We start from the raw sequence: 21002 nt of genomic DNA, 5'->3' as shown, positions 1-21002 counted from the left end.
GAATAATGAAAACGCTGCTGATCATTGACTCCGGTCTCGGACAGGCTCGTGCCTATATGGCGAAGACCCTGCTGGGCGCGGCGGCACAAAAAGCGCATCTGGATATCATTGATAACCCGGGTGATGCTGAAATGGCGATTGTTCTGGGCGACAAAATCCCCGCTGACAGCGCCCTGAACGGCAAAAAAGTGTGGCTGGGTGATATTAATCGCGCGGTAGCCCATCCCGAGCTGTTCCTGAGCGAAGCAAAAGGTCATGCGACGGTTTACAGCGCACCTGTTGAGGCGGCGCCGGTTGCCGCCGCTGGGCCGAAACGCATTGTTGCGGTAACGGCCTGCCCGACAGGTGTGGCGCACACCTTTATGGCGGCTGAAGCCATTGAAACCGAAGCGAAAAAACGTGGCTGGTGGGTGAAGGTTGAAACCCGCGGCTCTGTTGGTGCGGGCAATGCCATCACGCCGGAAGAGGTGGCGGAAGCCGATCTGGTGATTGTGGCGGCGGATATCGAAGTGGATCTGGCGAAGTTTGCCGGCAAGCCGATGTACCGTACCTCTACCGGCCTGGCGCTGAAGAAGACCGCGCAGGAGTTTGATAAGGCGCTGGCAGAAGCCAAACCGTATCAGGCAACCGGTGCGGCTAAAACTGCGACCGAAGGGAAAAAAGAGTCTGCGGGCGCGTATCGTCACCTGCTGACCGGCGTGTCCTACATGCTGCCGATGGTGGTGGCGGGCGGCCTGTGTATTGCGCTCTCCTTCGCCTTTGGTATCGAGGCGTTTAAAGAGCCGGGCACACTGGCGGCCGCGTTGATGCAGATTGGCGGCGGCTCCGCGTTTGCGTTGATGGTGCCGGTGCTGGCGGGCTTTATCGCCTTCTCCATTGCTGACCGTCCGGGTCTGACGCCGGGTCTTATCGGCGGTATGCTCGCCGTGAGCACCGGTTCTGGCTTTATCGGCGGTATCATTGCCGGTTTCCTCGCCGGTTATGTGGCGAAGCTGATCAGCTCGAAGCTGAAGCTACCGCAGAGTATGGAGGCGCTGAAACCTATCCTGATCATCCCGCTGATTTCCAGCCTGGTGGTCGGTCTGGCGATGATTTACCTGATTGGTAAGCCGGTCGCGGGCATTCTGGAAGGTCTGACCCACTGGCTGCAAACCATGGGGACGGCGAACGCGGTGCTGCTGGGCGCAATCCTCGGCGGTATGATGTGTACCGACATGGGGGGGCCGGTGAACAAAGCGGCATATGCGTTTGGCGTTGGCCTGCTGAGTACCCAGACCTACGCGCCGATGGCGGCGATCATGGCGGCCGGTATGGTGCCTCCGCTGGCGCTCGGTCTGGCGACGATTATTGCCCGCCGTAAGTTCGATAAAGCGCAGCAGGAAGGCGGTAAAGCGGCGCTGGTGCTGGGCCTGTGCTTCATCACCGAAGGCGCAATCCCGTTTGCGGCACGCGATCCAATGCGTGTTCTGCCGTGCTGTATCGTGGGTGGTGCGGTGACGGGGGCTATCTCCATGGCGGTAGGTGCGAAACTGATGGCGCCGCACGGCGGTCTGTTCGTCCTGCTCATCCCTGGCGCCATCACGCCGGTGCTGGGTTATCTGCTGGCGATTGTTGCCGGTACGCTGGTGGCAGGCCTGTCTTACGCGGTGCTGAAGCGCCCGGAAGCGGAAGTGGTCGCAAAAGCAGCCTAAAAGAGGTGTCGGGTGGCGGCTTCGCCTTACCCGACCTACAAAAAAAGCCGGGTGCGTAAGCAGCCCGGCTTTTTTTATGCCGCCTGTTCAGCGGTTTGCTGCGCCTTCAGCCAGGCAATCTCTTCCGCCCAGATATCCGGGTTAATGGTTTCGAGCACCATCGGAATACCGTCGAAGCGGGCGTCCTGCATGATAAAGCGGAACGCATCATGGCCGATGTTGCCTTCGCCCAGGCTGTGGTGGCGGTCAACGCGGCTGCCGAACGCGCTTTTCGCATCGTTTAAGTGCATACCGCGAAGGTATTTAAAACCGACAATACGCTCGAACTCCTCGAAGGTATTTTTCGTGGCCTCGGTTGTGCGCAGGTCATAGCCGGCGGCAAAGGCGTGACAGGTATCGATGCACACCCCCACGCGGGATTTATCTTCCACGCCGTCGATGATCGCCGCCAGATGCTCAAACTTAAAGCCGAGGTTGCTGCCCTGACCGGCGGTATTCTCAATCACCGCCGTCACGCCCTGGGTTTTATCCAGCGTCATGTTGATGGACTCGGCGATGCGCGCCAGACAGGCGTCTTCGTCAATCTGCATCAGATGGCTGCCGGGATGGAAGTTCAGCAGCGTCAGCCCCAGCTGTTCACAGCGCTGAACCTCATCCAGGAACGCTTCGCGGGATTTTTCCAGCGCCTCGGCAACCGGGTGACCGAGGTTAATGAGGTAGCTGTCGTGGGGAAGGATTTGGCCAGGCCCGTAGCCGTATTTCTCACAGGCGGCTTTGAAATCATCAATCACTTCAGCGGTGAGCGCTGCGGCGCGCCACTGGCGCTGGTTTTTGGTGAACAGGGCGAAAGCGGTCGCCTCGATTTCGGCGGCGCGAATGGCGGCATTCGCAAGGCCACCGGCAGCGCTGACGTGCGCTCCAACATATTTCATAAAAAGACTCCTGTTAACCCGAAATGCCTATGATAGCGGGTTAACAGGAGAAGGACGAGATGGTTTATGCCAACAGGCTGTGTACCGCAAGGTTAATCGCACCACCGCCAACGATTAGCCAGATGAACAGCACCAGCGCCATCAGCAGCGGTTTCGCGCCGGCTTTTTTCAGCGCGCTGACGTGTGTGGTGACGCCCAGCGCCGCCATCGCCATCGCCAGCAGGACCGTATCCAGCGTCACCAGCATATCCACCATCGCTTTTGGCAGCAGGTGGAAAGAGTTGAAGACAGCGACCACGATGAACAGGATCGCAAACCACGGAATGGTGATTTTGCTTTTCTCGGTGCCGCCTGCCGGAGCAAGCTGTTTAACCCGCGCCGCGAGGAAAATCAGGAACGGGGCCAGCATCATCACGCGCAGCATTTTGGCGATGACCGCCGCGTTTTCCGCTTCCGGGTTAATGGCGTGACCTGCCGCCACCACCTGCGCCACTTCGTGCATGGTTGAGCCGATATAAATGCCGTAGGTTTCCGGACTAAACCAGTGCGCCACCAGCGGATACATGGCCGGATACAGGAAGATCGCCAGCGTACCGAAGATAACTACCGTCGCGACGGCAACCGTGACTTTACTGGCTTCGGCTTTAACGACGGGTTCTGTTGCCAGTACCGCCGCCGCGCCGCAGATGCTGCTACCCGCACCGATCAGCCAGCTGGTCTGTTTGTCCAGCCCAAAGATCTTCTGGCCGATAAAGCACGCCAGTAAAAAGGTGCTCGAAAGGGTCAGGACGTCAATGGCAATCCCGCTGACACCGACATCCGCAATCTGCGAAAAGGTGAGACGGAAGCCATAAAGGATGATCCCGAGACGTAATAAATGCTGCTTGGCGAAAATCACGCCGCCGTCGCAGGATTTCCAGATGTGTGGATAAACGGTGTTCCCGACCACCATGCCGAGCAGAATGGCCAGCGTCAGGGCGCTGAACCCTGCGCCGGCAACCGCCGGTATACTCCCGCCCCATAAAGCCACGCCGGTAACCACGGCGCTGAGCGCGAGACCCGGCACGAAGTGCCACACTGTACGATGATGTTGTAAGGTGATTTCTGACATAACCTTCTCCTTTGTCTGGCTAAAGGTTACGGCGCTGTAGCTTAAAAATAAAATTGATTATATATTTATAATCAATCTTTATAAGTGGTAAGCAACCATGCACATTACATTGCGTCAGCTGGAAGTTTTTGCCGAGGTGCTGAAAAGCGGCTCGACAACCCAGGCGTCACAAATGCTGGCGCTCTCGCAGTCCGCCGTTAGCGCGGCCTTGACCGATCTTGAAGGGCAACTGGGCGTTCAGCTTTTCGACAGGGTAGGAAAGCGGCTGGTGGTGAACGAACATGGCCGCCTGCTGTACCCGCGTGCCCTGGCCTTGCTGGAGCAGGCAACGGAGATCGAACAGCTGTTCCGCGAGGACAACGGCGCTATTCGCGTCTACGCCAGCAGCACGATCGGTAACTACATCCTGCCGGAAGTGATTGCCCGCTACCGCCGGGATTTTCCGACCCTGCCGCTGGAAATGAGCGTCGGCAACAGCCAGGACGTGATCAACGCGGTGATCGATTTCCGCGTGGACATCGGGCTTATCGAAGGGCCGTGCCACAACGTGGATATCATTGCGGAACCCTGGCTGGAGGATGAGCTGGTGGTGTTTGCCTCCCCGGCCTCTTCTTTACTCCAGGGCGAGGTGACGCTGGAGCGTCTGGCGCAGGCGCAGTGGATCCTGCGAGAGCAGGGCTCCGGCACGCGTGAGATTGTCGATTATCTGCTGCTGTCCCATCTGCCGCAGTTCCAGTTAGGGATGGAGTTAGGTAACTCCGAGGCGATTAAGCATGCGGTGCGTCATGGCCTGGGCATTAGCTGTCTTTCCCGACGGGTGATTGCCGAACAGCTGGAAACCGGCTCTCTGGTTGAGATCCCCGTTCCGCTGCCGAAGCTGGTGCGCACGCTGTGGTGCATCCATCATCGTCAGAAACACCTTTCCAGCTCGCTCCAGCGTTTTCTGCGCTACTGCGCCATTTAACGTTCCCCGGTGGCGCTTCGCTTACCGGGGCTATGTGCGCTTATCACCCCACATTTTTATGCTTTACTTATAATCCTGGCCGAGTCATGAAGCTCTCTTATAACTGAGCATTTCTGCCGGAAGCAACGCAGATCGTCTGCTACAATCGCGCCTCATTTATTGAATGGACAGCATTTTCACATGGTTTCAGAAACTAAAACCACAGAAGCGCCCGCGCTACGTCGCGCACTTAAGGCGCGTCACCTGACGATGATCGCCATTGGCGGCTCCATCGGTACGGGTCTTTTCGTTGCCTCTGGCGCAACAATTTCGGCAGCCGGCCCGGGTGGGGCACTATTCTCTTATATCCTGATTGGCCTGATGGTCTACTTCCTGATGACCAGCCTGGGTGAACTGGCGGCATACATGCCGGTGTCTGGTTCGTTTTCGACCTACGGACAAAAATACGTTGAGGAAGGCTTCGGCTTCGCGCTGGGCTGGAACTACTGGTACAACTGGGCGGTGACCATCGCCGTTGACCTCGTCGCCGCACAGCTGGTGATGACCTGGTGGTTCCCGGACACGCCAGGCTGGATCTGGAGCGCCCTGTTCCTGGCGGTCATCTTCCTGCTGAACTACATCTCCGTGCGCGGCTTTGGCGAAGCGGAATACTGGTTCTCTTTGATTAAAGTGGCAACCGTCATCATCTTTATCGTCGTCGGTGTGGCGATGATCGTTGGTATTTTCAAAGGGGCTGAACCGGCGGGCTGGAGTAACTGGACTATAGGCGATGCGCCGTTTGCCGGGGGCTTCTCGGCGATGATTGGCGTGGCGATGATTGTCGGCTTCTCCTTCCAGGGTACCGAGCTGATTGGTATCGCGGCCGGTGAATCCGAAAACCCGGAGAAGAACATTCCGCGCGCGGTGCGTCAGGTGTTCTGGCGTATCCTGCTGTTCTATGTGTTCGCGATCCTGATTATCAGCCTGATTATTCCGTATACCGACCCAAGCCTGCTGCGTAATGATGTGAAAGACATCAGCGTCAGCCCGTTCACGCTGGTCTTCCAGCACGCGGGCCTGCTCTCTGCCGCGGCGGTGATGAACGCGGTGATCCTGACGGCGGTACTGTCTGCGGGTAACTCCGGGATGTACGCCTCCACCCGCATGCTCTACACCCTGGCCTGCGACGGTAAAGCGCCGCGTATTTTCTCGAAACTGTCTCGCGGTGGCGTGCCGCGCAACGCGCTGTATGCGACCACGGTAATTGCGGGTCTCTGTTTCCTGACCTCCATGTTCGGCAATCAGACGGTCTACCTGTGGCTGCTTAACACCTCTGGTATGACGGGCTTCATTGCCTGGCTGGGCATTGCCATCAGCCACTACCGTTTCCGTCGCGGGTACGTCAAGCAGGGGCATGATCTGAATAATCTGCCGTACCGGTCAGGGTTCTTCCCGCTGGGGCCGATCTTCGCCTTCGTTCTGTGCCTGATCATTACCCTGGGTCAGAACTATGAGGCCTTCCTTGCGGACACCATTGACTGGGGCGCCGTCACGGCCACCTATATTGGCATTCCGCTGTTCCTGATCATCTGGTTTGGCTACAAACTGACGAAAGGAACACGCTTCGTTCGCTACAGTGAAATGGATTTCCCGGAACGATTTAAACAATAACCGCACTTCCTCTCTTTTAGCCCGCTCAGTTGAGCGGGCTTTTTTATGGGCAGATCAGAAGCTGTAGGTCATGCCGACGGTATAGCGACGGCCATCCAGCACGGTGTCATACGTATCGTAATCAATCTGCTTATCGAGCACGTTATACACACCGGCAGTAACCAGCAGGTTTTTGTTGGCGTTGTAGCGCATACCTACATCAACCTGAGTGTAGGACGGCGTACCCTGGGACATTGACGTGCGGCTCAGGTACTCAGACGTTTTACCGCGCAGGTTCAGACGGCTCCAGAATCCGACATCTGGCGTCGCCTGCCAGTCCAGGGTGGTGTTGAACATGTGTTTCGGCATTTTGTTCAGTGGCTTGCCGGAGAACTGGCCGCTCTTCTGCTCGGACTCCGTATAGGTGTAGTTTGCAGTCCAGTTCACATCACGCGTGATCTTCCACCCGAAGGAGGACTCCACACCGCGCATGTTGGCTTTGTCCACGTTGACGCGATCGCTGACGAAATCATAGCTGTGATCGCCAATCGTACAGGCGGGATCGGCGCTGCTGTTACAGCGGCGAACTTCCGTAATCTTGTCCTTGAAGTCGGTATTAAACAGCGTTACGCCGGCATTCAGGTTATCGTTGTTATCCCAGAGCAGGGCGAGCTCTTCGCTCAGGCTCTTCTCTGGTTTCAGATCCGGGTTGCCAACGATGATACCGTCAAGACGGCCGCCACCCGTTACCTGGCCCCAGCTGGCAGACGACTGACGCAGATCCGGCGCACGATAGCCAGCCGAAACCCCGCCTTTTAACGTCCACTGATCGGCCAGGTGCCATACGCCGTAACCGCGCGGCGTCCAGTTAGTACCGTAGTTTTGGTCTTTGTCCATACGCAGGCCGCCGGTCAACGTAAAGCTTTCCGTCATTGCCCATTCATCTTCGGCAAACAGGGCCCAGCTCCAGCGCGTCAGTTTGTTCAGGCCGTCAGCAGCTTCCAGCTGATTACCCTTGTCGCGCAGTTTCTCATAACGATACTGCCCGCCGAGGGTCAACGTATGATCGCCGAGGAAAATCTGGTTCTGGTTGTTGAAGGTGGTGTTATAGGAGCGCATTTTGCGACCTGGATTATTGGTCTCTTCCTGCTGGATATAGCTGGTGGTATTGAAGTCGTCGTAATACCCGCTGTGCGTTAAGGAGTAGGTCGTGTGCTCATAGCGCGAGTCGCTTTTGGTATTTGGCGTACAGGTTGTTCCCCGGCAGGTTTCAGCCGCTTTCGACATCCCCGGGGTGCTGTTTCTGTCCTGAAGCTCGCGAGCAAAGTCGAGGTCGAAATCGTTCTTCTCGTCCGGGGTGAAGTTCAGCGTAATGCCACCGTTACGCATTTTCTGCTCGTTATAGCCGTTCACGATTTTATCTTCTGCGCGGCGTGACAACAGCCCCGTCACTTTTGCGCCCAGCAGTCCGTCGATCAGGGGACCAGAAGCGTAGGCGTTGGTCTGGAAGATATCGCCGGAATCATGGTTTTCCTGGAAGGTCGCATCGCCATGCAACGAACCGGTCCAGGCTTTGGTGTTCGATACTTTTTTGGTAATGACGTTAATTACGCCACCCATAGCATCGGAGCCGTAAAGCGAGGACATCGGGCCGCGGATGACCTCGATGCGCTCAATGGACTCCAGCGGTGGCAGCCAGCCTTGTTCAATACCCGAGTTGTCGCTGTTGGGGCGGGTGCTTCGCGTACTGACGCGTTTGCCGTTCACCAGGAACAAGGTGTACTGAGAGGCCATGCCGCGAATACTAATATCACTGCTGCTCCCGCCGCCAGTGACGACAACGCCCGGGACGTCTCTCAGGGCATCGGTAACATCACGGTAGGCTTTATCTTCAATCTGCTGTTTTGAAATCACAGAGATGGAGGCGGGGGCATTCTGGATCTTTTGTTCAAAACCCGTCGCGGTGACGACAACGGTGTCCTGATCGGCTGCGTGAACGAAGGGGGAACATGTGGCAGCGCCAATGGCGACGGCCAGGAGCTTAATGCGCGGTATTGTCATTTGTACATTCCGTATAAAAATGAATAAAACTCCATCGGGATAACCCTGAGAACTGTATGATTTTGTCTTGTAAGAACTCTTTGAGATGGAGAAGAGCCTGGAATTGTACAAAAGAATGTAGAATTGTAAACACAAATGATAATTGAAATCATTTGTGTTTGGGTGTCGGCGACAGAAATCAGGCTGGATTCAAGCGGATAGAAGTATGTAAAGAGGGGAAGGGGAAGACCCGGTAGGCAGGAGGCGCTACCGGGCAAAAGGCGGAACTTATCTGAACAGATGCTCCGCATGGAAGCGGAGATGATCCTCAATAAAGGACGCTATGAAGTAATAGCTGTGGTCGTATCCCGGCTGAATGCGCAGCGTTAGCGGCCAGTCCTTCTGGCGCGCGGCTTCCGCCAGCACCGCAGGCTGTAGCTGTCCGGCGAGGAACTGATCCGCATCGCCCTGATCGATAAGCATTGGGATCGCATTCACCGAATCGCTCGCCAGCATCAACGCGCAGCTGTCCCATTCCTGCCATTTTTCTGCATCTTTACCCAGATAGTGCGTAAAGGCTTTTGGCCCCCACGGCACCAGCGTTGGGTTCACAATCGGCGCAAATGCGGACACGCTGGTGTATTTCCCCGGATTTTTCAGCGCCATTATCAGCGCCCCGTGGCCACCCATCGAATGTCCGCTTATCGCGCAGCGCTCGCTGACCGCGAACTGAGAGTGCACCAGGGCAGGAAGTTCATCGCGAATGTAGTCATACATGCGGTAATGGCTCGCCCACGGTTCTTCCGTGGCGTTGAGATAGAACCCGGCGCCTTTACCCAAATCGTATCCGGCATCGTCGGCCACGTCATCGCCACGCGGGCTGGTATCTGGCATCACCAGCGCAATGCCCAGTTCGGCGGCAATACGCTGGGCACCCGCTTTGGTGGTGAAGTTTTCGTCGTTGCAGGTCAGGCCTGAAAGCCAGTACAGCACCGGTGGATTGTCCACAGGGGGCAGGAAAATGCTGAACGTCATAGCACAATTCAGCGCGGTGGAGTCGTGCCGCCAGCGCTGCTGTCGACCTTCAAAACAACGATGCTCTTCGAGCAGTTCCATGCAGGGCTCCTTAAAGGTAAGACGATTCATAAAACGCATAATACAGAGTTTTCATTGACCTGTGAGCAACTTTCACTTTCGCAGGACGGCGAGATGTTGCATCATAAATTTACTTTTCTTTAACAATTGGAGCGATCATGGCGCTGCGTATCGCGCTCAGCGGATTTGTGGTTCTGGTCGTGGCGATGGGGATAGGGCGCTTCGCCTTCACGCCTCAGGTGCCGCTGATGATAGCCGCCGGGCAACTCACGCTTACCAGCGCGGGGCTGGTGGCGGCAATGAACTATCTGGGCTATCTGGTGGGGGCATGGGATGCCATGCGCGCCCATCGCTTCGTTGAAACGTGTCTCTGGCTTGGCATCACCGGTGCGGTGGCGCTAACGCTGCTCTCCGCGGCGGCAGATAATGCCGTTGTTCACGGTCTGCTGCGCTTTGTGATCGGCTGCATGAGCGGCTGGTCGATGGTGCTGATTGCCGCCTGGACCAACGAGCGGCTGGGGCAGCTGGGCAAACCGGGACTCAGTGCGGCCGTCTTTGCCGGACCCGGGGCCGGCATCGCCCTGAGCGGCCTGCTGGCGGTCTATATTCAGGCGAAATCCTTGTCCGCCGGGGCGGCATGGCAAATCTACGGCGTACTGGCGCTGGTGCTGATTGTGCTGGTGGCGCGCTACCTGCCGCGGTCCGGGCAGCTCCATCGGCCCGGTACCGCGCCTGAACCGCTGCTGCTGACCGCAGATCTCAAGCGTCTGGTCTGGAGCTACAGCCTGGCAGGGTTCGGCTATATCCTCCCGGCGACCTTTTTATCGCAAATGGCGGCGGTGCGTTTTCCCGGCAGCCTGTTTGCCCAGTTTGTCTGGCCGATATTTGGCGCCGCCTCGGTGGTGGGAATTGCGCTCAGCATTGCCCTGCGGCATACATCAAGCGCTAACCGCAGGCTGGCGATTGTTCTGTGGTTACAGGGGATTGGCGTGCTGGCGGCCTGGCTGCTGCCGGGCATAGGCGGCTTGCTGACGGGTGGGCTGCTGGTGGGCGGCGGGTTCCTCTGCGCCGTGCAGCTCTCTCTTTTGTACGGTCGCGAGCTGGCGCCAGACCACACGCGTTATATGGCGGGACTGCTCACCACCGGGTATGCCATTGGTCAGCTGGTGGGTCCGGTCACGTCGGCACTGTCGACCTGGCTCACACATCGGCTGGAACCTGCGCTGGGGCTGGCGGGGATCGCGCTGTTCGTTGGCGGAGCGTTAGTCTGGAACCGTCAGGCTGAAAGGCAACAGCAATTGCAATAATTATCGTCGTGAATACTGGATTATGTGCGTCGCCTCACGCACAATGAGCGCACACTTTTGCCACAACGAGGGCAAAAGACGCCACACCTGCAGGAGAAAAGAATGTCATCACTCAGTAAAGAAGCAGCCCTTGTCCATGAAGCGCTGGTTGCGCGCGGTCTTGAAACGCCACTGCGCCCGCCCGTGCAGGAGCTGGACAATGATACCCGCAAGAGTCTGATCGCCGGCCATATGACGGAGATCATGCAACTGCTGAATCTCGATCTGAGCGACGACAGCCTGATGGAGACGCCGCACCGCATCGCGAAGATGTACGTCGACGAAATTTTCTCCGGCCTGGATTACGCGAACTTCCCGAAAATCACCGTCATTGAAAATAAGATGAAGGTCGATGAGATGGTGACGGTACGCGATATCACGCTGACCAGCACCTGCGAGCATCACTTTGTGACCATCGATGGTAAAGCGACGGTGGCCTATATTCCAAAAGATACGGTCATTGGCCTGTCCAAGATCAACCGCATCGTGCAGTTCTTTGCCCAGCGTCCGCAGGTGCAGGAGCGTCTGACGCAGCAGATCCTGACCGCACTGCAAACTCTGTTGGGTACTAACAACGTGGCGGTGTCTATCGACGCGGTGCACTACTGCGTGAAAGCGCGCGGCGTGCGTGATGCAACCAGCGCAACCACCACCACTTCGCTGGGCGGCCTGTTCAAATCGAGCCAGAACACCCGCCAGGAGTTCCTGCGCGCCGTGCGTCACCACAACTAATCAGACAGGGCAGGGACCATGGAGCGAAACGTCACGCTCGATTTTGTTCGCGGCGTCGCCATTCTCGGTATCCTGCTGCTGAATATCAGCGCCTTCGGTCTGCCGAAGGCCGCTTATCTGAATCCTGCGTGGTATGGCGACATCACGCGCAGCGACGCCTGGACGTGGGCAATCCTCGATCTCTTTGCACAGGTTAAATTCCTGACCCTCTTTGCGCTTCTGTTTGGCGCGGGACTTCAGCTTCTCCTTAAACGCGGTACGCGCTGGATCCAGTCGCGTTTAACGCTGCTGGTTATCCTCGGTTTTATTCACGGGCTGCTGTTCTGGGACGGCGATATTCTGCTCGCGTATGGTCTGGTGGGGCTGATTTGCTGGCGGCTGATCCGCGACGCGCCCGGTGTGAAAAGCCTGTTTAATACCGGCGTGATGCTCTATGTCATGGGACTGACCGTGTTATTGCTGCTTGGCATGATTGCCGATGCTTCCACCAGTCGTTCATGGATCCCGGATGCGGCCAACCTGCAATATGAGCAGTTCTGGAAGCTGAAAGGCGGCATGGAAGCGATAGGCAACCGGGCCGATATGCTCGGCGATAATCTGCTGGCGCTGGGCGCGCAATACGGCTGGCAACTGGCGGGGATGATGCTGATGGGCGCAGCCCTGATGCGCACCGGCTGGCTGAAAGGGGAATTTAGCCTGCGACACTATCGTCGTACGGGAGCAGGGCTGGTGCTGCTCGGCGTGATCATCAACCTCCCGGCGGTGATGATGCAGTGGCATCTTCAGTGGGATTACCGCTGGTGTGCATTCCTGTTGCAGGTGCCGCGCGAACTGAGCGCGCCGTTCCAGACTATTGGCTATGCGGCGCTGATCTACGGCTTCTGGCCCCAGCTTTCCCGCCTGTGGATCGTCAGTGCGGTGGCCTGCGTTGGGCGGATGGCGTTAAGCAATTACATCCTGCAAACGCTGATATGCACCACGCTTTTCTACCGATTCGGCCTGTTTATGAAATTCGACCGCCTGACGCTGCTGGCGTTTGTTATTCCGGTCTGGATTGTTAACGTGGTGTTTTCGGTTGTCTGGCTGCGTTTTTTCCGCCAGGGGCCGCTGGAATGGGCATGGCGACGGTTAACCGTCCGTGCTTCGGGCGTGTCATTGCGTAATACATCCAGATAACGATCTGGATCACAATCATTAACAAAACGGATGTAAGCGTTTTCATCTGTGTGAGCTTCTTCACGTAGTCTCCTCTCTCTCGCTGCCAGAATAGCCACCTTGCTAAACACAGGGGGTGTCTGTGAGTTGCTGCAATCCTTTAAAGGGTGGTGAATATGATCACCATTCGTGACGTCGCCCGCCAGGCGGGTGTTTCTGTTGCTACTGTCTCCCGCGTGCTGAACAACAGTGCGCTGGTCAGTCCTGAAACGCGTGAAACCGTAATGAAAGCCGTGACCCAACTGGGGTACCGGCCAAACGCTAATGCCCAGGCGCTGGCGACGCAGGTCAGCGATACCATTGGCGTAGTGGTGATGGACGTGTCTGACGCCTTCTTCGGCGCGCTGGTCAAAGCGGTAGACGTCGTTGCCCAGCAGCACCAGAAATATGTGTTGATTGGCAACAGCTATCACGAGGCTGAAAAAGAGCGTTATGCCATTGAGGTACTGATCCGCCAGCGCTGTAACGCCCTGATTGTGCACTCTAAAGCCCTGAGCGATGAAGAGCTGGCCGGGTTTATGGAGCAAATCCCCGGCATGGTGCTTATCAATCGTATCGTCCCCGGCTACGCGCACCGCTGCGTCGGTCTGGATAACATCAGCGGCGCGATGATGGCGACGCGGATGCTCATCAGCAACGGCCATCAGCGCATTGGTTATCTGGCCTCCAGCCACGGTATTGAAGACGACATGATGCGCCGCGAGGGCTGGCAAAACGCCCTGAAAGAGCAGGGCATTGCGCCGCTGGAAAGCTGGGTAGGTACCGGTTCGCCGGACATGCAGGGCGGTGAAGCGGCAATGGTGGAACTGCTGGGGCGTAATCTTCAGCTGACGGCCGTGTTTGCCTATAACGACAGCATGGCGGCAGGTGCGCTTACCGCGCTGAAAGACAACGGCATTGCGGTGCCACAGCATTTATCGCTGATCGGCTTTGACGATATCCCGATTGCCCGTTACACCGATCCGCAGCTGACAACGGTGCGTTACCCCATTGCGTCGATGGCGAAACTGGCGACAGAGCTGGCGTTACAGGGGGCGGCAGGGCTGTTAGATCCTGACGCAACGCATTGTTTTATGCCGACTTTAGTACGCCGCCATTCGGTCGCTATCCGACAAACTGTGGCTCCGATCACTAACTGATAACATCACTTGATGTAACCGTTTTCAATCTGTGAGTAAATTCACAGTATCTTAACAAGCCGCTGTCTATGATGTCAGCGTTTTAGGGGCTGAAACACAATGTAACGGTGATTATTCACTTTTACCGTTACCAGCATGCCTCAAACAACGAATAAAACGCATTTCTGGAGCGTTACCGAACACGGAAGCTGGACATTTTATAAGTGAACTTCGGCGATCAGTAACGTTTTATTAACTTCTGCCCGCCGACCGTTTTTCACAAAAACTACCCTGCATAAAAAAAACCGGAGATACCATGAATAAGAAGGTGTTGACTCTGTCTGCTGTCATGGCAAGCATGCTTTTTGGCGCAGCAGCACACGCAGCGGATACCCGTATTGGCGTGACTATCTATAAATACGACGACAACTTCATGTCCGTTGTGCGTAAAGCAATTGAAAAAGACGCTAAATCAGCGCCAGACGTGCAGCTGCTGATGAATGACTCCCAGAATGACCAGTCCAAACAGAACGATCAGATTGACGTTCTTCTGGCAAAAGGCGTGAAAGCGCTGGCTATTAACCTGGTTGACCCGGCGGCGGCAGGCACGGTGATCGAGAAAGCGCGCGGCCAGAACGTGCCAATTGTCTTCTTCAACAAAGAACCTTCCCGTAAGGCGCTGGACAGCTACGATAAAGCGTATTACGTGGGTACCGACTCCAAAGAGTCCGGGATTATCCAGGGCGATCTGATTGCGAAACACTGGGCGGCGAACCCGAACTGGGATCTGAACAAAGATGGTCAGATTCAGTTCGTTCTGCTGAAAGGCGAACCGGGCCATCCGGATGCTGAAGCACGTACCACCTACGTTATTAAAGAGCTGAACGACAAGGGCCTGAAAACCCAGCAGCTGGCGTTAGACACCGCAATGTGGGACACCGCTCAGGCGAAAGATAAGATGGACGCGTGGCTCTCTGGTCCGAACGCCAACAAAATTGAAGTGGTCATCGCCAACAACGATGCGATGGCAATGGGTGCGGTAGAAGCGCTGAAAGCCCACAACAAATCCGCCATTCCTGTATTCGGTGTGGATGCCCTGCCAGAAGCGCTGGCGCTGGTGAAATCTGGCGCTATGGCCGGTACCGTGCTGAACGATGCCAACAACCAGGCGAAAGCCACCTTCGATCTGGCGAAAAACCTGGCCGACGGTAAAGGCGCCGCTGACGGGACTAACTGGAAAATTGACAACAAAATCGTTCGCGTTCCTTACGTGGGCGTAGACCAGTCCAACCTGGCTGAGTTTATCGGTAAATAAGTTATCTGCATTGTCTTCACTGGGCGCAATTCGTTGCGCCCTTTTATAACGCGATATGCGAGGCCAACAAGGTATAATTATGGTCAGCACAACTACTCAGTCGTCCGGTGAATACTTGTTGGAAATGACCGGTGTCAACAAGTCATTCCCCGGTGTTAAGGCGCTCGATAATGTTAATTTAAAAGTTCGTCCACACTCTATTCATGCGTTAATGGGTGAAAACGGTGCGGGTAAATCAACATTATTAAAATGCCTCTTTGGGATCTATCAAAAAGATTCTGGCAGCATTCTTTTTCAGGGAAAAGAGATCGACTTCCATTCAGCGAAAGAAGCGCTGGAGAACGGTATCTCGATGGTACACCAGGAATTAAACCTGGTTCTGCAACGTTCAGTTATGGATAATATGTGGTTGGGTCGTTATCCAACCAAAGGTGTCTTTGTCGATCAGGATAAAATGTATCGCGACACCAAAGCCATTTTTGATGAGCTGGATATTGATATCGACCCGCGCGCACGCGTCGGGACATTATCCGTTTCCCAGATGCAGATGATCGAAATTGCCAAAGCGTTCTCCTATGATGCGAAAATCGTGATCATGGATGAACCGACATCGTCATTAACGGAAAAAGAGGTTAACCACCTTTTTACCATTATTCGTAAGCTGAAAGATCGCGGCTGCGGCATTGTCTATATCTCACATAAAATGGAAGAGATCTTCCAGCTGTGCGATGAAATCACCATCCTGCGCGACGGCCAGTGGATCGCCACCCAGCCGCTAGAAGGGCTGGATATGGACAAGATCATTGCCATGATGGTTGGCCGTTCTCTGAACCAGCGTTTCCCGGATAAAGAAAACAAGCCAGGCGAAGTGATTCTGGAGGTGCGTAACCTGACCTCGCTGCGTCAGCCGTCTATCCGCGATGTCTCTTTCGATCTGCACAAGGGGGAGATCCTTGGCATCGCAGGGCTGGTGGGCGCCAAGCGCACCGATATCGTGGAAACCCTGTTTGGTATCCGTGAGAAAGCCGAAGGCACCATTACGCTGCACGGTAAGAAGATCAACAACCACAACGCCAACGAAGCCATTAATAATGGCTTTGCGCTGGTGACGGAAGAGCGTCGTTCCACCGGTATTTACGCTTATCTGGATATTAACTTTAACTCGTTAATTTCTAATATTCGCAATTACAAAAATAAAGTCGGGCTGCTGGATAATTCCCGCATGAAGAGCGATACCCAGTGGGTGATTGACTCCATGCGCGTGAAAACGCCGGGCCACCGCACGCAAATTGGCTCACTCTCGGGAGGGAACCAGCAGAAAGTCATTATTGGTCGCTGGCTATTAACCCAGCCTGAAATTCTGATGCTGGATGAACCTACGCGCGGTATCGACGTGGGTGCAAAATTTGAGATTTACCAGCTGATCGCCGAGCTGGCAAAAAAAGATAAAGGGATCATTATTATTTCTTCCGAAATGCCGGAATTGTTAGGGATCACAGACCGTATTCTGGTTATGAGCAATGGTCTCGTTGCCGGTATTGTTGAAACCAAAACGACAACGCAAAACGAAATTTTGCGTCTTGCGTCTTTGCACCTTTAAGATCAGGGGCTCCTCATGAGTGCGTTAAATAAAAAAAGTTTTCTCACTTATCTGAAAGAAGGCGGTATTTACGTTGTTCTTTTAGTCTTGCTGGCGATTATTATTTTCCAGGACCCTACGTTCTTAAGTCTGCTGAACTTGAGTAACATTCTGACCCAGTCTTCCGTACGTATTATTATCGCGCTTGGCGTGGCGGGACTTATCGTTACCCAGGGGACTGACCTTTCGGCAGGGCGCCAGGTGGGTCTGGCGGCGGTCATTGCGGCAACCCTGTTGCAGTCGATGGAAAACGCCAACAAGGTGTTCCCGGAGATGGCGACCATGCCGATTTTCGTGGTGATCCTGATCGTGTGCGCCATCGGCGCGGTAATTGGCCTGATTAACGGCATCATCATTGCTTACCTGAACGTGACGCCATTCATCACCACGCTTGGCACGATGATCATCGTTTATGGTATCAACTCCTTGTACTACGATTTCGTCGGCGCGTCTCCAATCTCTGGCTTCGACAGCGGCTTCTCGACCTTCACGCAGGGGTTTGTTGCGCTGGGCAGCTTCCGTCTCTCCTACATCACCTTCTATGCGCTGATTGCGGTGGCGTTCGTCTGGATCCTGTGGAACAAAACCCGCTTCGGTAAAAACATCTTTGCTATAGGCGGTAACCCTGAAGCGGCGAAAGTGTCCGGGGTCAACGTGGCTCTGAACCTGCTGATGATTTACGCCCTGTCCGGGGTCTTCTACGCCTTCGGCGGGATGCTGGAAGCGGGCCGTATCGGCTCTGCAACCAACAACCTCGGCTTTATGTACGAACTGGATGCGATTGCAGCCTGCGTGGTTGGCGGCGTCTCCTTCAGCGGCGGCGTGGGGACCGTGCTGGGCGTGGTGACCGGTGTGATCATCTTCACCGTTATCAACTACGGCCTGACCTACATCGGCGTGAACCCCTACTGGCAGTATATCATCAAGGGCGCCATCATCATCTTCGCGGTTGCGCTGGATTCACTGAAGTACGCGCGTAAGAAGTAAGATCTTCAGAATGAAAAGGCCCGCTCACGTAGCGGGCCTTTTTTTGCCTGGTGGCGCGACGCTTACCGGGCCTACAAAATCGCGATCGTAGGTCGGGTAAGGCGAAGCCGCCACCCGACAAAAGTTATTACTTCTTCTGAATTTCCAGCAACTGCTCTGGCGTTACCGCCGGGTAACCCTGTGCATTCTCCGGCACTTCGTGCATCGTTGGGATCGGCACCAGCGGGCCTAAAAAGCGCGGTTCACGTTTGAACAGGTACAGGTCAGCCAGCGCGCCAAAACGAGCGCCGAACTCACGTACGCGCACGCTCAGCATATCCTTTGGCGATGGCACCGCATAACACTGCGCCTGAATGCCCATATGCAGGGCGATAAACAGCGCCCGCTCGCAGTGGAAACGCTGGGTAATGATGATGAAATCATTGGTGTCGAACACCTTGCGGGTACGCACGATGGAATCAAGCGTGCGGAATCCGGCGTAGTCGAGCACGATATCGGCCGGGTCGACGCCTGCGGCAATCAGATCTTTGCGCATCGTCACCGGCTCGTTATAGCTTTGCAGCGCGTTATCGCCGCTCAGCAGCAGATAGTTCACCTTGCCGCTGTTATAGGCGTTCAGCGCGCCCTGAATACGATACCGGTAATACTGATTTATGACGCCAGTGCGGTAATACTTGGCGGTGCCAAGCACCACGCCAACCTGACGGTAGGGGAGATCCTGTAGGTCATCAAAAATGTAGGGGGCTGTTTTCCAGCTCATCCAGCGGTCGAGACCCAGCACGATCAACAGCAGTATGCCGACCAGGACAGACAGGCTGTAAAACACGCGCTTTAACATGCAGATGGCTCGTACCGATGATGAAATTTCCCTCAGGCTACTGTACCCGCCTGGTTAGCGCAAGAAACAGCGATTCAACTGAGGGGTTTTTCGTCAGACTGGCGGGCAACTCTGCCCGCCGAACAGATTATGCCAGCAGCACGCGGTCGATGGTTGAACAGCCCAGCGCTTTCAGCGTGGCTGCGGTCGCGTCCCACTGGATCAGCGGCGCATCGGCCTTTTCAGCCAGGATTGCGCGCTGAATATCCGGGTAGTCATACCCGTTCAGGCTAAGCAGGTTCAGGGCACCCTGGAGCGGAGGCAGCGTCGGGTTAAATGCGGCGTTCTCTGCATAGCTGCCGGTGAAGATGCGGCCGTCGCGGCACTGAAGGGCGACGCCGCTTGGAGATTTGCTGTATGGCGTGTGGCTTTTATTGGCGGCGGCAATGGCCGCTTCGCTCAGCTCATCTCCCGAGAGCGCATAACCGTGGTCCTGCTCGTCCATCAGCAGGGTTTTGATCTCAAGATCTTTCGGGCCGAAAGCATCCGGCAGGTAATCACCCAGCGTATGCGGTGCGCGTCCCGGCAGGTTGATACGCAGTTCAAGACCGCTGTTCAGCTCATTCATAAACTGGCGGCAGTGGCCGCAAGGGGTATAGTTGACGGTGATGGCGCGCAGGGCTTTTTCGCCGCGCAGCCAGGCGTGACTGATGGCGCTCTGCTCCGCGTGGACGGTTTGCTGCATGGTCGCACCAAGAAACTCCATGTTTCCGCCGAAGTACCAGGTTCCGCTCACGCCGCGCGCAATTGCGCCTACGTTAAAATGGGAAAGGTCAGCGCGGGCGCAGGCAGCCGCAAGGGGCAGCAGGGCGAAAGCCAGCGCGTCTTCGTCCAGCCCCGTTGCCTGTTTAAGGGCCGTGACCTGATCTGCCGTCAGCAGGGCGGGGAAATGCGCATCCGCCAGAACCGGAGCCAGGGCTGATTGCAAATTCTCTGCAAGCTGAGAGAAAGCAGCTTGAAAACGTGGATGCATGACGTTGCCTCATCAAGGTTAATGGATCGGTAGTGTACGGAGCCGTACGGCCTTTATATGTGATCCAAATCTCATTATGTGTGCAACTTATGAAATGAAAATGAAAATTGCGCGACGCATCGCAAATTTTAGCCCATGACTGCCAGAATAATCGGGAAGATAAACGGCGCGACCAGGGAAGTGATAATCCCGCAGATCACCAGCGCCAGCGAGCTGAATGCCCCTTCCTGATAATCCAGTTCCGCGCAGCGTGCGGTGCCCAGCGCGTGCGAGGCGGTACCCATCGCCAGACCGCGTGCCGCTTTGGTCCGAATTTTCATGATATTGAGCAGCGTATGACCAAACACCGCGCCCAGGATACCGACAAAAATCACGCACACGGCGCTGATGGCCGGAATGCCCCCGATGCTGCCGCCCACGGCCATGGCAATCGGCGTGGTGACGGATTTAGGCAGGATAGAGGCGGCGATCTGCGGCGACGCGCCCATCAATAAGGCCACCGAGGTGCCGGTGATCATCGCAACAAGGCTACCCACAAAGCAGATGGTAATGATGGATTTCCAGCGCGCGCGGATCTGATGCAGTTGCTCATATAAAGGAAACGCCAGCGCCACCACGGCAGGCTGCAACAAATCGTTGAGGATCTTGCTCCCGGCGAAGTAACGTTCATAAGGAATGCCGGTGAGCAGCAGAAAAGGAATAATCACCACCATGGCGACCAGCAGCGGGTTCAGCAACGGCATTTTGAAACGCACCGCTAGTTTACGCGCAGCAAAGAACACCACCAGGGTTAACGGCAGGGACCACCAGATATTCGCCATCATTTTTTTGTTTTCTCCCCGACCACTTTACGTTCGCCATGCACAATATGTGAACTCCAGCTGACGACCATGAAAACCACCAGCGTACTGATGGCGCAGGAGACCACAATCGGGCCGAACTGCGCTTTAAGCACATCGTAATACTGCATAACCCCAACGCCGATAGGCACAAAAAGCAGGGCCATATAGCGAATGAGAACGAAGCACCTTGGGTTGACCCATTTCGCGGGCAGCACCTGTAATGCCAGCAGCACAAACAAGATCAGCATGCCGATAATGCTGCCGGGTATCGTAATCGGCAGCAGCGAAGCGATAAAAATGCCGGCGTACAGGCAGGCATAAATCAGGACGAAGGCGCGAAGGTATTGCCAGATAGTATTCAGTGATTTGCTCATGGTGAAAGTCCTTGCTGAGACGTATTCATCATACAATTAAACCTGAAAATGTGCCACGGATCACATCATGAATTTTGGGCATACCAGACATTCCGCAATGGAACGCCGGGCTTTCAACATAC

General features: G+C 55.7%; 18 protein-coding genes. 10 read left to right on the top strand and 8 right to left on the bottom strand.

Annotation, left to right across the window (positions count from 1 at the left end; all coding sequences use genetic code 11):
* Positions 1-5: 5 nt before the first annotated feature.
* Entirely contained in the window at positions 6-1691 is a 1686-nt protein-coding gene (gene fruA, locus KTH07_RS12795) for a PTS fructose transporter subunit IIBC (RefSeq protein WP_015572312.1), read from the top strand.
* A gap of 74 nt (positions 1692-1765) precedes the next feature.
* Here fruA and nfo read toward each other — a convergent pair whose 3' ends face one another.
* On the bottom strand, positions 1766-2623 hold the full coding sequence (gene nfo / locus KTH07_RS12790; protein WP_017383389.1) for a deoxyribonuclease IV: 858 nt from the start codon (positions 2621-2623) through the stop codon (positions 1766-1768).
* A gap of 64 nt (positions 2624-2687) precedes the next feature.
* On the bottom strand, positions 2688-3734 hold the full coding sequence (locus KTH07_RS12785) for a YeiH family protein (RefSeq protein ID WP_032619320.1): 1047 nt from the start codon (positions 3732-3734) through the stop codon (positions 2688-2690).
* 97 nt (positions 3735-3831) lie between these two features.
* Here KTH07_RS12785 and yieE point away from each other — a divergent pair, with 97 nt between their 5' ends.
* Both yieE and KTH07_RS12775 read left to right on the top strand, forming a co-directional pair.
* On the top strand, positions 3832-4698 hold the full coding sequence (gene yieE, locus KTH07_RS12780; RefSeq protein ID WP_017383387.1) for a DNA-binding transcriptional regulator YeiE: 867 nt from the start codon (positions 3832-3834) through the stop codon (positions 4696-4698).
* Positions 4699-4878: 180 nt separating this feature from the next.
* Complete coding sequence (locus KTH07_RS12775) at positions 4879-6348, top strand: amino acid permease (protein WP_006811308.1); 1470 nt, start codon at positions 4879-4881, stop codon at positions 6346-6348.
* Between the two features lie 54 nt (positions 6349-6402).
* Here KTH07_RS12775 and KTH07_RS12770 read toward each other — a convergent pair whose 3' ends face one another.
* Entirely contained in the window at positions 6403-8388 is a 1986-nt protein-coding gene (locus KTH07_RS12770; protein ID WP_032619321.1) for a ligand-gated channel protein, read from the bottom strand.
* 267 nt (positions 8389-8655) lie between these two features.
* Positions 8656-9483, bottom strand: a complete 828-nt coding sequence (gene fghA, locus KTH07_RS12765) for an S-formylglutathione hydrolase (RefSeq protein ID WP_217310765.1) — start codon at positions 9481-9483, stop codon at positions 8656-8658.
* Between the two features lie 137 nt (positions 9484-9620).
* Here fghA and KTH07_RS12760 point away from each other — a divergent pair, with 137 nt between their 5' ends.
* From KTH07_RS12760 to mglC, 7 genes are all read left to right on the top strand, one after another.
* Entirely contained in the window at positions 9621-10769 is a 1149-nt protein-coding gene (locus KTH07_RS12760; RefSeq protein ID WP_032619323.1) for a YbfB/YjiJ family MFS transporter, read from the top strand.
* A gap of 102 nt (positions 10770-10871) precedes the next feature.
* Complete coding sequence (folE, locus tag KTH07_RS12755; RefSeq protein WP_015572317.1) at positions 10872-11540, top strand: GTP cyclohydrolase I FolE; 669 nt, start codon at positions 10872-10874, stop codon at positions 11538-11540.
* A gap of 18 nt (positions 11541-11558) precedes the next feature.
* Positions 11559-12716, top strand: coding sequence for a DUF418 domain-containing protein YeiB (gene yeiB / locus KTH07_RS12750; protein ID WP_023304116.1), 1158 nt, complete (start codon positions 11559-11561; stop codon positions 12714-12716).
* 155 nt (positions 12717-12871) lie between these two features.
* Positions 12872-13894, top strand: a complete 1023-nt coding sequence (galS, locus tag KTH07_RS12745; protein ID WP_003859324.1) for an HTH-type transcriptional regulator GalS — start codon at positions 12872-12874, stop codon at positions 13892-13894.
* A gap of 295 nt (positions 13895-14189) precedes the next feature.
* Entirely contained in the window at positions 14190-15188 is a 999-nt protein-coding gene (mglB, locus tag KTH07_RS12740) for a galactose/glucose ABC transporter substrate-binding protein MglB (RefSeq protein WP_017383382.1), read from the top strand.
* Positions 15189-15267: 79 nt separating this feature from the next.
* Complete coding sequence (gene mglA, locus KTH07_RS12735; RefSeq protein WP_003859320.1) at positions 15268-16788, top strand: galactose/methyl galactoside ABC transporter ATP-binding protein MglA; 1521 nt, start codon at positions 15268-15270, stop codon at positions 16786-16788.
* A 15-nt stretch (positions 16789-16803) separates the two neighbouring features.
* The gene (gene mglC, locus KTH07_RS12730; protein ID WP_003859318.1) at positions 16804-17814 is read left to right on the top strand and encodes a galactose/methyl galactoside ABC transporter permease MglC; all 1011 of its coding nucleotides are present in this window, start codon (positions 16804-16806) and stop codon (positions 17812-17814) included.
* 127 nt (positions 17815-17941) lie between these two features.
* On the opposite strand, the gene sanA is transcribed toward mglC, so the two are convergent.
* From sanA to KTH07_RS12710, 4 genes are all read right to left on the bottom strand, one after another.
* A complete protein-coding gene (gene sanA / locus KTH07_RS12725; RefSeq protein WP_017383381.1) occupies positions 17942-18652 on the bottom strand; it encodes an outer membrane permeability protein SanA in 711 nt (236 codons plus the stop codon).
* A gap of 127 nt (positions 18653-18779) precedes the next feature.
* Positions 18780-19664 (bottom strand): cytidine deaminase, encoded by an 885-nt coding sequence (gene cdd, locus KTH07_RS12720; protein WP_017383380.1) that lies wholly within the window; start codon positions 19662-19664, stop codon positions 18780-18782.
* Positions 19665-19792: 128 nt separating this feature from the next.
* Positions 19793-20488, bottom strand: coding sequence for a CidB/LrgB family autolysis modulator (locus KTH07_RS12715; protein WP_015572322.1), 696 nt, complete (start codon positions 20486-20488; stop codon positions 19793-19795).
* Positions 20485-20880 (bottom strand): CidA/LrgA family protein, encoded by a 396-nt coding sequence (locus KTH07_RS12710; protein WP_217310763.1) that lies wholly within the window; start codon positions 20878-20880, stop codon positions 20485-20487. Before KTH07_RS12710 ends, KTH07_RS12715 begins: the two co-directional genes overlap by 4 nt.
* Positions 20881-21002 lie beyond the last annotated feature (122 nt).

Origin of the sequence: Enterobacter cloacae complex sp. ECL72 (assembly GCF_019056635.1) — a bacterium.
GTDB classification, from domain to species: Bacteria; Pseudomonadota; Gammaproteobacteria; order Enterobacterales; family Enterobacteriaceae; genus Enterobacter; species Enterobacter hormaechei_C.
This window is presented reverse-complemented; position numbering and strand designations above follow the sequence as displayed.